This is a genomic window from Enterococcus sp. S86.2, from assembly GCF_059834485.2.
In genome coordinates, this window is the sequence record NZ_CM206813.1 from 1,600,125 (window position 1) to 1,615,936 (window position 15,812).

Annotated in this window: 9 protein-coding genes, 1 pseudogene and 1 other annotated feature; of the genes and pseudogenes, 3 read left to right on the forward strand and 7 right to left on the reverse strand. The window is 37.5% G+C overall.

Annotation, left to right across the window (positions count from 1 at the left end):
* Positions 1 to 233: 233 nt before the first annotated feature.
* Together trpS and AC6R0T_RS07495 are read left to right on the forward strand one after the other, a co-directional pair.
* On the forward strand, positions 234 to 1,244 hold the full coding sequence (gene trpS, locus AC6R0T_RS07490; protein ID WP_206902697.1) for a tryptophan--tRNA ligase: 1,011 nt from the start codon (positions 234 to 236) through the stop codon (positions 1,242 to 1,244).
* A gap of 389 nt (positions 1,245 to 1,633) precedes the next feature.
* Positions 1,634 to 2,301 (forward strand): annotated as a pseudogene (locus tag AC6R0T_RS07495) (YoaK family protein).
* A gap of 80 nt (positions 2,302 to 2,381) precedes the next feature.
* On the opposite strand, the gene pheT reads toward AC6R0T_RS07495, so the two are convergent.
* From pheT to lepB, 6 genes are all read right to left on the reverse strand, one after another.
* Positions 2,382 to 4,799: a phenylalanine--tRNA ligase subunit beta gene (gene pheT / locus AC6R0T_RS07500; RefSeq protein ID WP_303753956.1), complete on the reverse strand. Its 2,418-nt coding sequence runs from the start codon at positions 4,797 to 4,799 to the stop codon at positions 2,382 to 2,384.
* A 6-nt stretch (positions 4,800 to 4,805) separates the two neighbouring features.
* On the reverse strand, positions 4,806 to 5,849 hold the full coding sequence (gene pheS / locus AC6R0T_RS07505) for a phenylalanine--tRNA ligase subunit alpha (RefSeq protein WP_206902694.1): 1,044 nt from the start codon (positions 5,847 to 5,849) through the stop codon (positions 4,806 to 4,808).
* A gap of 110 nt (positions 5,850 to 5,959) precedes the next feature.
* Positions 5,960 to 6,168, reverse strand: a binding site (T-box leader).
* A gap of 38 nt (positions 6,169 to 6,206) precedes the next feature.
* Complete coding sequence (locus tag AC6R0T_RS07510; RefSeq protein WP_206902693.1) at positions 6,207 to 6,530, reverse strand: winged helix-turn-helix transcriptional regulator; 324 nt, start codon at positions 6,528 to 6,530, stop codon at positions 6,207 to 6,209.
* A gap of 60 nt (positions 6,531 to 6,590) precedes the next feature.
* A complete protein-coding gene (gene addA, locus AC6R0T_RS07515) occupies positions 6,591 to 10,271 on the reverse strand; it encodes a helicase-exonuclease AddAB subunit AddA (RefSeq protein WP_303753955.1) in 3,681 nt (1,226 codons plus the stop codon).
* Positions 10,264 to 13,794 (reverse strand): PD-(D/E)XK nuclease family protein, encoded by a 3,531-nt coding sequence (locus AC6R0T_RS07520; RefSeq protein ID WP_303753954.1) that lies wholly within the window; start codon positions 13,792 to 13,794, stop codon positions 10,264 to 10,266. The genes addA and AC6R0T_RS07520 overlap by 8 nt, the downstream gene beginning before the upstream one ends.
* Before the next feature lie 128 nt (positions 13,795 to 13,922).
* Entirely contained in the window at positions 13,923 to 14,474 is a 552-nt protein-coding gene (lepB, locus tag AC6R0T_RS07525) for a signal peptidase I (RefSeq protein ID WP_303753953.1), read from the reverse strand.
* Between the two features lie 174 nt (positions 14,475 to 14,648).
* Between lepB and AC6R0T_RS07530 the strand changes: the two genes are divergently transcribed.
* On the forward strand, positions 14,649 to 15,245 hold the full coding sequence (locus tag AC6R0T_RS07530) for a nitroreductase family protein (RefSeq protein ID WP_206902689.1): 597 nt from the start codon (positions 14,649 to 14,651) through the stop codon (positions 15,243 to 15,245).
* A 48-nt stretch (positions 15,246 to 15,293) separates the two neighbouring features.
* Here the strand turns inward: AC6R0T_RS07530 and AC6R0T_RS07535 are convergent, their stop codons facing one another.
* Entirely contained in the window at positions 15,294 to 15,770 is a 477-nt protein-coding gene (locus AC6R0T_RS07535) for a hypothetical protein (protein WP_303753952.1), read from the reverse strand.
* Between the last annotated feature and the right edge of the window lie 42 nt (positions 15,771 to 15,812).

Consider the following 15,812-nt stretch of genomic DNA (forward strand, 5'->3'; position numbering starts at 1 on the left):
ATTGACTAACTTTTCTGACAATAACAACGGAGAATTTTGAGAACTTTTCTGACATAGAAATGTAAGTTGTATGCGTTTTCTAATTCTAAAAAAACTACTTTTCAGCTATTTTCTTATTTTCCCAGTTTTACTTTTCAATTTCCAGTTATTTGCCTTTTTGGCAGTTGCCGGAAAGTTTAAAAAAAGGTACACTGACATATGTGAGAATAGAATTTAGAAAAAGGTGACAACTCTTGAAAAATACCATTTTAACAGGGGATCGCCCCACTGGCAGATTACACTTAGGCCATTATGTCGGTTCATTAAAAAAACGCGTGGAAATGCAAGCAGATCCCAACAACGAACTTTATATCATGATTGCAGATATGCAGGCTTTAACGGATAATGCTAAAAATCCAGAAAAAGTTTCTTCCAATGTTTTGGAAGTGGCCTTGGATTATTTGGCCGTAGGTTTAGATCCAAGTAAGACAACCCTTTTTATCCAATCGCAAATTCCGCAATTAGCAGAACTAACCATGTACTTTTTGAATCTCGTTTCTGTTGGACGGGTCCGTCGTAACCCAACAGTCAAAAGTGAAATCGAGCAAAAGAATTTCGGCGAAGGTGTACCAACAGGATTTTTCATTTATCCAGTTTCCCAAGCAGCCGATATTACAGCTTTCAAAGCCAACCTTGTTCCTGTTGGCGAGGACCAAAAACCAATGTTAGAACAAACACAAGAAATTGTTCATAGCTTTAACAATATCTACAAACCTGTTTTAGTTGAACCAAAAGCTGTTTTACCGCCAAAAGGAATGGGACGACTACCAGGGATTGACGGCAATGGCAAAATGAGTAAATCCTTAGGTAACGGAATTTATATCGCAGATTCTGCCGATGTAATCAAAAAGAAAGTTATGAGTATGTACACAGATCCCAATCACATCCATGTGGAAGACCCTGGCCAAGTTGAAGGCAATATGGTTTTCACCTATTTAGATGTTTTTGGCACCGATAAAGAATATATTGCAAAATTAAAAGACAACTATCGTCGCGGCGGTTTGGGCGATGTCAAAATCAAACGTTATTTGATCGATGTTTTAGAAGCAGAGTTTGCGCCAATCCGAACCAAACGAGAAGAATTAGCAAAAGACCCTGCTGCTATTATGGAAATTTTGCAAAAAGGCTCCCAACAAGCAGAAATGGTTGCTGCCCAAACATTAGCGCAAGTCAAAGAAGCAATGGGCATTGCTTATTTCAGCTAAAATACTTTTTGTCGACTGTATTATAAAAAACAGCTAAAATTCCTACATGGTTAAATTGTTTTACAAAAGATTATCCATGTCTAGCTTTGCAAAAGTACTTTACTTACAATAAATAAATATTAAACATTTGCGACGCAATGTTTAAATATTTCGTTCTTATTGTTCAAAAGTTAAGTACCTTTGCAAAGCCTTTTTTATTTTTTGCCTTGTAGACGCATAAATTTCTCAGCAAAAAGTACAGATTTTAATTTTTTCTTTGAACTTTTCTGCTTTCAAATTTAGATCGTATCACTTTTATTTCACCAATTTTTTCTAAGTCAAATCAGTTGTCAAATGCCCGAAGTGGGGCTAAATTTAATATGTATGGCAAAGATAATGAGGTGATAAAAATGAAGGATAAAGAATATCCTTTACACGAACGATTGATCATTGGTGTTTTTTTAGCCGCCGCAGCTGGTGGTTTAGATGCCTATACTTACCTTTTTCACGGTGAAGTTTTTGCAGGTCTACAAACAGGGAATTTCATTTTATTAGGTTTAAATCTAGGTCACGGTAATTTTGGAGCATTGCTTCGGTTTATTGTGCCGATTAGTGCTTTTTTATCGGTAGTGTTGCCACACGTTTTTTGCAACATCACTTAAAAGATGAAACCAGTTTACGCAGTCGGCAAAAATTAGTCTTAGTTATTGAAATTATTTTAATGCTCCTTACTGCTTTTTTATCTCCTTATATTTCTGATAAACTGGCTAGTGCATTACTTTCTTTTGCTGCGGCTGCGCAGTTACAAGAATTCCGTAAACTTCATGCTGGACCTTTTACCTCTTTGATGATGACGGGAAATTTACGTACCTTAGGAGAAACATCTTGGGATGCCTTTATTCATCACGATAAAAAAGCTAAAGCCAAATTCAATGATACTGCTATTGTTATTTTAAGTTTTGTTACTGGCGCTACTTTAAATAGCCTTTTAGGCAATCGCTTAGGCACAGCTACAATTATCGTGTCAGCAGTTGTCTTAGTGATCCCACTGTTTATCCTCCACACTAAAGAGAATTAAAAAATACGCAGCTCTCATCGGACAAACTAATGAGAGCCGCGTATTTTTTATTCATAATCCTAAACTTTTCCAGCCAATAATTAACGAATTTCCGCTGCTAATTCTTCCGTCAAGTTTTTCGTTACTTTTTCCATCGCCTTATTAATTTCCTCATCTGTCAAGGTTGCTTCTGAATTGACAAATGTTAAACTATAGGCCAATGATTTAGAACCTGCTTTGATGTTTGTGCCTTGGTATACATCAAACAACGTAACTTTATTTAAAAACTTGCCAGCAGCAGCTTTAATTGCCGCCACAACGTCTTGATTGGCAACCTCTTCACTTACTACCATGGCGATATCGCGACTTACTGCCGGGAATTTAGAAACTGCTTGATACACAAGTGGTGTCTTTTCAGCAGCTAATAGCGCAGCTAAGTTCAACTCTGCTACAAAAGTTGCCCCAATATCATAGGCTTTGGCAATTGTCGGATGAACTTGACCAACAAAACCAATCTTATCATCGCCTAAATAAATTTCAGCAGTTTGGCCAGGATGCATTTCTTTCATAGCCGACGTTTTCACGTAAGAAATATCTTTGGCACCTAAAGTTATTAGGAGCATTTCAACAATACCTTTTGCTAAAAAGAAATCAACTTTTTTTCCAGCTTGCTGCCAATCTTTGGTTTGCCATAAGCCAGCTAACGCAAAAGCAACATGATTTTCTTCTAGCGGCAAGTTTTTTAAAGGATCACTGTCTTGATAAAAGACACGACCAATTTCATAAAGGGCGATTTGCTCGTTTTTACGGGCCATGTTGTAGGCAACATCGTCTAGTAAGCCGCTGATTAAGTTCATGCGTAAAACTGCCCGATCTTCTGTCATTGGCCAATCCAAACGAGTAATGTTACTTTCACGCATCATAAATTGACGAGATTTTTCTTCTGTTGTCAAAGCATAACTAATTGCTTCGGTTACACCTGCACCTTCTAAAGCACTACGCACTTCTCGTGTTTTTAGTTGTTCTTTGGTTAATGCACCTGCAACAGTCTCACCACTTGGTAAGGTACTTGGAATTTTATCATAGCCGTAAATACGGGCAACTTCTTCAATGATATCTGCTTCAATGTGGATATCCCAACGTCGCGGTGGAATTGTCACAGAAAATTCTTCATCACTTTCTGTGTATGAAAATTGTAACGCGTTAAAAACTGCACCTACTTCTGATACACTTAAATTCGTTCCCAACGAACGATTAATTTTAGCCAAAGTAATCTTTACTTCTTCGTCTTTTACTGCGACTGTTGACCCAACTACAGCATCTTTTAAAACAGTTCCGCCAGCAAGTTTAGCAATCATAGCAGCAGCTACTTCACAGGCTTCGTTAATATCACCTTTATTAATGCCTTTTTCAAAACGGGCAGAAGATTCACTGCGCAAATTGAATTGTTTTGATGTTAAACGAATTGACAATGGATCAAATAGTGCCGCTTCTAATGCTACGGTGGTTGTTTGCTCTGTAATTTCAGAATCTAAGCCACCCATGACACCAGCTAAAGCTACCGGTTTTACCCCATTTGTAATCACGATGTTTTCTGGCGTTAATTTTCGCTCTTCACCATCTAAGGTCACAAGCGTTTCTTCTTCATTGGCACGACGAACTAAAATCTCTTGACTATCTAATTTCCCATAGTCAAAGGCATGTAACGGTTGACCAAATAAAAGCAAAATGTAATTGGTAATGTCCACAACGTTATTAATTGGACGAATACCTTCATTCATTAAACGATTTTGCAACCATTGTGGTGATGGCGCAATCTTCACATTTTCTATAATCCGAATTTGATAAGCCGGTGCATCTTTTTCATCTGTCACCACGACTTTAATTTTGTCACGAGCAGCTGTACTTTCTTCAATCAATTCTTCATTTTCAAAGTGCGGTTTTTGATTATAAATAGCCCCCACTTCATAGGCAACACCTCTGATAGATAAGGCATCGGCACGATTTGGTGTGATGGATAATTCGATGATGCTGTCATCTAAATCCAAATAAGGAAAAACAGACTCGCCCACAACTGCAGCTTGTGGTAAATAATAAATACCGTCAGCAAATTCTTTTGGTACGACATTTTCAGAAATACCTAGTTCTTGTAAAGAACAAATCATACCATTTGAAACTTCACCGCGCATTTTTCCTTTTTTAATTTTCACATTGCCGGCAATCCGTGCTCCTGGCAGTGCCACAATAACCTTAATACCTTCTTTGACATTAGGTGCACCACAAACAATTTGAGACAATTCTTCTTCACCAATATCCACTTGGCAAATAGACAAATGATCAGAGTTAGGATGCGGAACACACTTTTCTACTTTCCCTACGACAATTTTCTTTAACCCTTCTGCAGGGACTTCAATACCTTCTACTTCAATGCCGGTTACAGACATTTTATCTCCTAATTCTTTGGGAGAAATTTGAGTAAGGTCTAAATATTCATTTAACCATTTATAAGAAACTAACATAAATTTTTACTCTCCTTTGAATTGACTTAAAAAGCGCAAGTCATTTTGATAGAAGTTCCGAATATCATTCACACCGTAACGCAACATTGCGACACGATCTGGGCCAATCCCAAATGCAAACCCAGCATATTCTTCTGGATCAATTCCAGACATTTTTAAGACGTCAGGATGCACCATACCCGCTCCTAGAATTTCGATCCAACCTGTGTATTTGCAGACATTGCAACCTGCACCACCACATTTAAAACAACTAACATCGACTTCAACAGAAGGTTCCGTGAAAGGAAAATAACTTGGGCGTAAACGAATTTTACGATCTTCTCCAAACATTTTTTGCATCATTACTTCCAAAGTACCTTTTAAATCTCCCATCGTTACATGTTTATCGACAACTAAGCCTTCAATTTGATGGAATTGATGGCTATGCGTGGCATCATCGGTATCCCGACGGAAAACTTTTCCTGGTGAAATCATGCGTAGTGGTCCTTTAGAAAAATCGTGTTTTTCCATCGTCCGCGCTTGTACTGGCGAAGTGTGGGTTCTGATTAAAATATCTTCTGAAATATAAAACGTGTCTTGCATATCTCTGGCTGGATGATCCTTTGGTAAATTCATCCGTTCAAAGTTATAATGGTCACTTTCAACTTCATAACCTTCTACAACTTGGTAGCCCATGCCAACAAAGATATCTTCAATCTCTTCCATAATTTGTGTTAACACATGACGATTTCCTTTTTGAACTTGTTGTCCTGGTAACGTTACATCAATGCTTTCTTTCGCTAAAGCAGCGGTTAGTGCAGCTTCTTCTAATACTTGTTTTCTTTCTTCAAGTGCGCGTGTTAACTCATCGCGAATTTCATTGGCAAAACTTCCGACTTTAGGACGTTCTTCTGCCGATAAATCTTTCATTCCCCGCAAAACTTCTGTAATTGGGCCTTTTTTTCCAAGTGTTTCCACTCGAATTTGATTTAACGCCTGTAAATCATTGACGTTGTCAATTTTTTCCATGGTTTCATTTTTCAATGATTCCAATTTGGCTTGTAAAGACATACTTGTTCCTCCTTAATTAAAAAAGTTCAACTTTACCCCATTCATTACTTGGAATTTAAAATGCGGTAGCTGGACTTTTGGCTTTAACGATAAAAAAAGACCTCATTCCCTAAAGGAACGAGGTCTCGCGATACCATCCTAATTCGTCAAAATATGACGCACTTAATTTTAATAACGATTGCTAGACAACCGGCCTGGCTTTCACCAAGCAAGCTAGGAAGTGAATTTCATTTTTCGATTGCGGCCCCTGCTTTCAGTCTATGACAGGACTCCCTTTTTCCGAATCAGCCAAATTACTTGTTTCCATCATTGCTTTTTATCCAATTGTATTTAGTGTACAAAACTTTTGGCTGAAAATCAACTGCATTCTGCAGCATCGATCCATTTGTTGCCCCAATCTTTGACTGCAATCAAACTGGTTTCTAAATCATGGCCTTTTGCTGTTAATTGATATAAATTATCTTCTTTGGCGACAATTCCCTCAGCATCTAACTCCCGCAAACGTTCAACCAATACGCGATCACTTACTTCGGGAATTTTATTTGCCAAATCAACAAAACGTTGGGCCCCATCTTCTAATAAAACATCGAGAATCAAACCGTTCCATTTTTTTCCCAAAATCGAAAAAGCTTTTTCAAATTTTGGACACAAACAAAATTCTGTTTCTACAACTTGTTCCACTTTCGGTCACCTCTTTTGACACATTATAGCACGCTTCTTACATTTTGTAAGCACAAAAGATTACAAAAGAGAAATTATTTTACGTCCCTTTAAAAAAATCAGATAACTCTCTGTAACAGGACGGTTATACGTTTCTGTTAATGCTTTTTTATAAAGGTTAATCTGACCTTGATAACGTTTTATAAGTTGTCCTTCATTCTCTTTTGTTAAATGATCGGTTTTAAAATCATAAAGTAAAATTTCATCTGCTAGAATATATCCATCGATAATCCCATGAATAAGCAACTCATCATTTTCATTATCGTAGTCGTTAAAAATTGTCGTTGTTTTTTGCAACATGGCAAAAGGTTCTTCTCGATGCACGTTGCTTTGTTGGGCGATCAGCTTTTGACCCAAGGGCGTGTCAAAAAACCAAAGGATATCTGGTACAACTACTTCTGCGGCAAGTTCTGTAGTTAAAATTCCTTCCGTGACAAGTTTAGCAATAAATTGCTCCAATTGCGTTTCAGTGGGAGCTTTGTTTAAATCTAACAATTGCAACACCGTATGGGTAGCCGTTCCAATGCTAGCGGCATCACGTTTTGTTTCAGCCATAAACTTCGGTGTCGCTAAAGTTTCAGCTGTATAACGGTTACCAGTCGCCTGTTTTTCCAAACTACTTTGCCAATCTAAGCGATTTTCTTGGGTATTATCTGGGTCCTCAAAAACCCGCTTAATCTCTGTTACGGATTGATAACTTGTCGTTTGTGTTGCTTTTTCATAAGGATAAATAAAATCTAAGCGTTTTTTGACTGTTGTTAAATCTGCTTGGTTTTGCTCTTTTATTTTCTCGTCCATAGGCGCAATTACATTTTCTTCATAATTTTCGCGCCAGGCTTTCACATCGGCTTGGTTAAACCAATAAATGGTGAACTGGGCCGGACTTTGCACGGTATAACTGCGATCTTTTGCTTCACTAAAAACAGCTTCCATATCCGGATGACGCATCAATGTCATCCCCACCCAATTTAGCAAAACATGGCTACCTTTTAAACGCAAGGCAGGATTTAACACTTTCTTTTCTTGTGTTAGGGCTCCTTGCCACGCTTGCAATGCTTTTTCTTTGTTTTCATAAGAGCCAACTAAATACAATTTTTGTTCGGCACGCGTCAAAGCAACATAAAGTTTACGCATTTCTTCTGAAAAAGCTTTGTTTAAACGAGCTTGCTTAATTCCTTTGTAGGGCATAGTTTCATAGCTGACTTGTCTTTCTTGGTCCACATATTTAATACCTGCCCCTAGATGCTCTTCAAAAATATAATTGCGGTTAAAGTCCAAACGATTGATATCGCGGGCCATATCTAATAAAAAGACAATTGGAAATTCCAACCCCTTACTACCGTGAATGGTCATAACCCGCACCGCATTCTCCACTGATTTTGTCGCAGGTTCAGCCAAATCTAAATCTTTTTCCTGCATTTTTTCAATCAGACTGATGAATTGATATAAACCGCGAAAATTACTTTTTTCATAATTTTTTGCCCGTTCTACCAAAGCAATCAAATTTGCGTGGCGCTGAATTCCGTTTGGTAAGCCCAAACAATAATCCAAATAGGCTGTTTCTTCATAAAGACGCCAAATTAAATCCGGTAAAGCGTTGCGTTTTGAGAAGGCCCGCCAACTTTCTAATTGGCTTAAAAAAAGATTGATCTTTTCTTTTAGCTCTTCTTTTTTTCCATAAAGGCTATAGTCACTTAAAGCTTCATAATAAAAACCATTTTTATTTTGCAGGCGAATTTGCGCCAGTTCATCTTCTAGTAACCCTACAATTGGCGAACGTAATACAGAAGCCAGCGGTATATCGTTATAAGGATTATCAATAATTTTTAACAAGCTAATAATAGTTTGAATCTCAGTTGCTTGAAAATAACTTTCGGCATCCGTAATCTCCAGTGGAATATCTAAGTCGTAAAAAGTGTCGACAATAACTTGATTGTTTCCCTTTGTTGGGGTAAGTAACACGATATCGCCATATTCAAGTTTTCGCATCATTTTTTTGTCTTTATCATAAATTTGAAAAGATTGGCTAATTAATTCTTTGATTTTTAATGCTGTGATTTGAATTTCGCCAGCTTGACGTGTCTCGAAATGCTTGACATCATCTTTTGTCCCTTTTTCAAACAAAAGTAATTCCGTCTTAAACGCATCGCTTGCTGGAAAATTAGGAAAACCAGGAATTAACGCCGCTGCTTGGTCATAATCGATTTGCCCGACCTGTTGATCCATCAATTGTTCAAAAACTAAATTGGTGAAATCCAAGACTTCTTTGCGGGAGCGGAAATTTTCTGCTAAAACGATTCTGCGGCCATTTTTCTCATTACCATAGTCATTGTATTTTTCAATAAATAATGTAGGATCTGCCAAACGAAAAGCGTAAATAGACTGCTTTACATCCCCTACCATAAACATATTTCCGGCACTTTCTGTATTGTCTCTAACATAACTTAAAATCGCTTCTTGCAAACGATTGACATCTTGATATTCATCCACCATCACTTCAGTAAACTTGCTCTTATAATAAGTGGTAGCAGGGCTATTTTCTACCTTTAAAATTGCCAGTGTATAGTGTTCCAAATCATTAAAGTCTAAAACACCTTTCGCCAATTTTTTTTTAGTATAGGCTTGACTAAAAGCTTGCGTAACTTCACTCATTTTTGCAACTAACGCATGGGACTTCACCAATAAATCATTCATCATAGCCTCAGGATAAGGAAAATAAGTCACCACTTGGGCTACACTTTCTTTTGCGATTCCTTGAAATTCTTTGACACTCACAGAAAGATCCGCCAGCTCTCCCCTTTTTTTTCGGACATTCGTTTTTAAATCGAGTCCTTCAATTTGGGCAAAAAGTGCTGCCATATCGTCTGCTACAAGCGCTGCTTGCAATCGCATCACCTGATTTAGCTGTGTTGTTAACAATGCAACATCTTTTGTCAACTTCTCTTCATTTTGGCAAATAGCGATTGCCTGCTCATAGTTTGCGACTGCTAATTCTAACTCTGCCACTACAGCAGGCTTGATTGCTGATTGGTACAATGCAGTTGTTTGAAAACCATCTTGCGCTTGATAATTTTTGGGTAACTCTTCTAGCCAATAAGCAGGATCAGGGGCTGCACAAGCAAATTGATACAAACGCATAACCAAATCCGTTAACCCCTCATCGGAACGATCGCTGCCAAAGTTTTCCGTTAATTTAAAGAAATCCTCGTCGTCATTGGCATAATAATCTTCTCTTAAACCCGTCCAAACTTCTTCTTGCAACAATAATTTTTCAGTTTCATCACTTAAGAGACGGAAAACCGGATCAAGGTCAATCAAATAATAAAAGCGTTTAATCACTGTCATACAAAAAGCATGGAGTGTGGAGATATTGGCTTGTGGCAATAACACTAACTGTTTCACGTAATGTGCGCGTAAATTACTATTTCCTTCTTCATTAATACTTTGCCGCAGCGCCTTTTCAATTCGTTCTTTCATTTCACTAGCAGCAGCTTCTGTAAAGGTTACAATTAATAAACGATCAATATCGACCCCACTTTTTAACTTTTCAATGACGCGTCTGACTAGGACAGTGGTCTTACCAGAACCTGCCGAAGCAGAAACCAATAGATTATCCCCGCCGTCAAAAACGGCTTGCCATTGTCGGTCTGTAAAGCGTTCGTTTTCCGGCCTTACCGGAATAACTGGATTTGTTTTAGACATCGCCGTTTTCCTCCTTGATTTCATTTAAAATTTCTGATTTTGGTAAATTGGGAATTTCGTGATAATCATTTTGTGCAAGCATGACATCAAAGCCACACAAACTACGGAAAGGACAAAAATTGCACGCCTTTTCCCCACTACTTTTCTTGTAAGGATTTAAGAAAATTTCGCCGGTGACAATATTTTCTGCTGCATTTTTCATTAAATGGCGATTATGTTGCCTTAAAAGCTCCAACTCCTCTTCTTGATAAAAAGCTTTTGAATTACTTTCTTTAGCCAAAACACCATCTTTATTACTTAAAATTGGATAAACAAAAGAGCGCTCTTTTACCTCCAATGTGTCATCTAACAAAGGATATAATTCACTATCTTCTGCAAAAATCCCTTTATATTTATAAGCTTTTAAAACTTCAGCCAAGCTTGCCTCTTCTGCTTTTAAAACTGGATCATGAATGCGCATATAATACGCCCCCGCAGCCTTAACATCAGTTGTTCCTACTAGTTCAGCCGCGTTTATTAAGGCAACATCTAGATAGGTCAACAATTGCATCGCCAAACCAAAATAAGCGTCGGTTAAATTGAAATCTTTTACACCTGATTTGTAATCAATCACTGCAAGCCAAGTGTGCTCGCTACTTTGGGCCATATCCAGTCGGTCAATTTTTCCTCGTACGGCTAAGTGGCCGCCGGTTGATAAAGGTTCTTCAATACCTTTAATACCACTAGTTCCAGCTAACTGACCAAAAACAATTTCAGTTGCAAGCGGGGTCATCTTAGTGCGCTTACTTTGCTTATGCAACGCCCAAATCACTTTTTTAATCGTCTTGCCAAGACGATAACGCAAATAATGCATGCGGGCAGAACTTTGTAAAATCATAAAGCGCGGTTCCGCAAAAATTTGCTGTAAAACAGTATCGATTAACTGCTGAGCTTCATTTTCATCTAATTCTACCAACAATTTTTGTTTCGCAAAAACAGCTTGCAAAAACAAATCCAACGCATCGTGAAAAAGCGTTCCAGTTGTAAGTGCATCAAGACCAAATAACTCCCGCTCTTTTAAGCGCAAGCCATAATTAGCAAAATAACGGTACCCACACTGATAAAAACTTTCCATCTGGGAAATCGATGAATACAAATCTTTGCCGTAAAGTTTTGTTGCGACTTCCTTTGGTAATGTTACTGGCACATTCAGGTACTCTCGGCTGGCAAAAGCGCGTTGTGCCAAATTACGATAAGAAGAGGCCAGCAACAGCTCTTCTAAAGCGCGCCATTTTGCGTTTACTGTTAACTTTTCATCTTTTGCATTCCGATACAATAAATTCAGCTGGCCCACTAAATTACGATAAGTCGCCACAAAATTTTCTGGTTCACTTGTTAAAGATAGCTCCTCTAGAGGAATTACTTTTAAATTTCCTTGAGTGACAAAACGTTGCAAATACGGCGAAATGCGTAAGTTTTGCTCCGTGTCATGATTAGCCGCATAGCTTAAAAAGAGTTCATCACAAGCTGATAAAAAAACTTTGTAGGCAACAAAAGGTGCTTTTGCTACGCTCTCTGTTCGAAGATCCCGTAATTGTTTTTCATCCGTTAAGCTTGTGTTTAATACTTCCCTGTCTTCTATTGTTAACAAACTATCGTCTGAAACCGGAGCGGGAAAATTCTTATCATTTAGGCCCATGGCAAAGGTAATCTTTGCTTGCCCAATTCGAGCCAGGCCTAACTGATTTAACTGGACTTGGTCAATTGCAGAAGGAACTTTACCATAAAAGGTATTGTCCAATCCCGTAGTAAAAAGCAAACTGAAATTCGTTAAATTAAACGAATCTTCTCCATAAATTTCAACGTAGTCATCCATCAAGTCCATCAGTGCTGACCACGTCTGTTCGTGGTTACGCGCTAATTCCAAGTCACCTGCTGCAATATCTTTTTGGCGCCAATCTTTGATGCGCTCGTCAGCTTTAATCGTCATTAAAAATTGATACAGCTTACTAACAGCTTCTTTTGCTGTTTTACTTTTTTGCAGATTTTGTAAAAAATCTGCAATCTCTGTCGCAAAAGCCCGACGCAGTCGATTACTATCTTGTGACAGTTGGTCAGCATCTTCTTGTTCTTCATTTTCAAAATCATATTGAATGATCTGCCAATCTTCTCTTCGTGTCCAAAAACTTCCTTGAAAATTGAATTTCAAAGCAATATTTTCCGTCTGATCCACGATATTGCGATAGTTTTGTAGTGGATTATCAGTCTCAAAAAAATACGCGGGAATGAATAGTTCTGTTTTCAATAGCCGCATGATATCACTAAGCCGATAATGGTATTCACCTAAAGCAAATAACGCTTGTAAAAATTCTACAAGAGGATGTTGGGCCATCGAAATCTGTTGATCCAGATAAAACGGAATTGCTAACTCGTTAAAAACCGGTGGGATCAAATGCCCATAAGTCTCTAAATCGTTTGTTAAGAGTTGAATATCTTGATAGCGATATTGCCCACTAGCCACCAGTTTGCGAATTTCAGTTGCAATGTAATTGACCTCATCGGTAGGTTTTAATGCTTGCCATAAGTGGATACTTTCTTTTGGTAAAGCCGCAGCAGACTCATTGCCTGCATTTTGTGTTTGACGCCAAAAACTTTCTACTGCAACTTGTAAAGTAGCTTCTGGTAACGGCGCAGCCGTTAAATCAACTAAAACTTTCGTTCCATTCTCTTTTGCTGTTTGCAAGAGTTGGTAATAAATTTTACCGGTATCGTGAAATAGATCCAATGCTTCAGGGGGATTTGTTACATAAGCCTTGTCTAACACCAAATCCAATAAAACATGGCCATTTTTGGCCAAAGTCGTCAAAAGACAACGCTCTTGGGCATAAAGTTCTTGAAAATCAGTCGCAATAAATAATGTTTTACTTAAATTAGGTGGCGCAAAAAGACTGCTCGCATCACCACTCAAATAACTCGTCAATAAGGCTAATGGATCTACCACTTGTAATTGACGTTTTGCAAGTTCTGTCTCATAGCGGGTCAAGATTAAACGCAATTCGGCAAACTTTAAGCTTTGATCAGCGTTCACGCTTTCTTTGGATAAAGTAGCTACTAAGTCTTCTGGTGTTAAATTACCTACTTTTAACTCTTGATATAAACCTAATAATTTCCCACAAAAACCTGATTTTTCCACTTCACCACGATACAGCAATAAGTCTTCTTTACTTTCTTCCAATACTTTTTGTAAAAGCATGAGACTTCCAGCCTCTGAAAGTGTTTGATTGGCCAATTGACCTGTTTTTTGTAAATAAAACCAAGCCAGACGATAAAAACTAAAAACTTGGGCACGAATCGTGGAAAAAGATAACGTATTCTCAGGTTTCAGCGCTTTTAAAATTTCTTGTTCTTGCTCAAATTTATTGTAGTTAGGGACTAGAAAAAAAACTTGATTTTCTGCGTCTTGCTCAAGCCATGCTTGTGCTTTTTTTATATAAGTATGGCGATGATCTAAAGCACCATTGCCAATTAAAAATTGTAAAGTCATCTCAAACTCCTTCCTTCAAAAAAAGCAATTGAAGTTATCTTGTTACTAGCATAGTATAACAAAAAAAAGTCGATAAATTGAACGCAGCGGTTCATTTACCAACTTTATTTTCATTCTTAAACTTTTACTTATTTATTAATAAAACCAATTTCTTTTAAAGGCCAAAAAACAAATTTCACATCACCAGAAACTGTCTTTTCATCGATAAAGCCAATCGAGCGCGTATCTTTTGAAATGCGCCTGTTATCCCCTAAAACTAAAATTTTGCCGGCGGGTACTTTTTCAAATTTAAAACTTGCTTCTTGATTTGGACTTAAAGTTAACGGCATACCATCGGTTAAATCTTTTTTATATTGATTTAAATAAGGCTCCGCCACCTTTTTGCCATTAATCAGCAATTGGTCATTTTGATAACTGACCGTATCTCCTGGCAGTCCAATCACGCGCTTAATATAATATTTATCAGGTTCATCTGGGGCCGGAAAAGTTACAATATCAAAGCGTTTTACTTTTGTATTCAATAAGGCAATCACTCTTTCGCCATCTTGTAAGGTGGGATCCATAGAATCGCCTTTAACGACTACCGGGGTGAAAATAAATAGACGCACTGCTACTAATACTACAACTAAGCCGATTAGAAAAAGTGCCGATTTAAGCCATTCATAATTTTTATCTTTCAAGCGTTTTATCCTTCTTCCTCAAAGTTTCATACATTAATAGTACCATAGAGTCTTTTTTTCACCAAAGTTTGCGACTAGTAATAAGAAAAATTTAAATGAGCATATTAGTTTACTAACTAATTGTAAGTATGTATACTGACGATGTTACTTAATTAAACAAAGGTGGTTATTTACATGTCAAACTTTTTAGAAGCAATCAAAAACCGTCGTTCAATCTACGCATTAGGACGCAACGTTAATCTTAAGGAAACTGAAATTGAAAGCCTGATTAAAGAAGCTGTTAAATATAGCCCAACAGCATTTAACGCGCAATCTCCACGTGTTGTCATCTTATTTGGTCAAGCACATGAAAAATTATGGGAAATGACAGAAGAAGCATTAAAACCTTTAACTCCTCCAGAAGCATTCCCTAATACTCAAGCAAAATTAGCTGGTTTCAAAGCTGGTTTTGGTACAGTTTTATTCTTTAAAAACACAGATACAGTGAAAACTTTGCAAGAGCAATTTGCTTTATATGCTGATAACTTCCCTGATTGGGCAGAACAATCAAATGGTATTGCAACAGCAAATACTTGGACTGCTTTAGAAGAAGCTGGACTTGGTGCTAACCTACAACATTACAATCCAGTTATTGATGCCGCTGTTGCAAAAGAATGGAATATTCCTGAAAACTGGCAATTGCGTTCACAATTAGTATTCGGTTCAAAAGAAGCTGAAGCTGGCGAAAAAGAATTCTTAAGTGACGACGAACGTTTCTTAACTTTTAAATAATTTGAACACAAAAATAGACTAGCTGCTAAACTGTTGTTTGGCGCTAGCCTATTTTTTTTCATCTAATAAAATATCAATTGGTGTTCCCTCTTTTAAATGTGTTGCCAAAAACGCCACAATTTCTTCTAGCGGTTCATTCAAAACAAATAGCGGTCCGCGCATGCCCCGGCGAAAAAAATTCACCTTCACTTGATTCTTGGTTTTTAATAAAACAATACGATCTACCTCAGCATAGGGAATTCCTTTTTTATCCATTGCATTAATACTAATATGATTTTCCGAAAAACCTTTGGCATCAATTAAAAAGCTTAAGATAATCAACCCTGCCAAAATACCCCGGACGTTCTCGTCTAAGGTTGTAGGGTTTAAACCAACCAGCACAATTGTTCCCACTCCTAAAGCTAAAATCAAATAAAAACTGGTGGACTTACGGCGAGACTTGAAAATAATTTCTTTTTCGATCAAGAATAAATAGGCAAAAAGCACCAGTACAAAAATTAACAGCAAAATGGTAAATGTCGACAAATACTTTTCCCCCTCCTTTTCTTCATCTTACCATAAAAACGC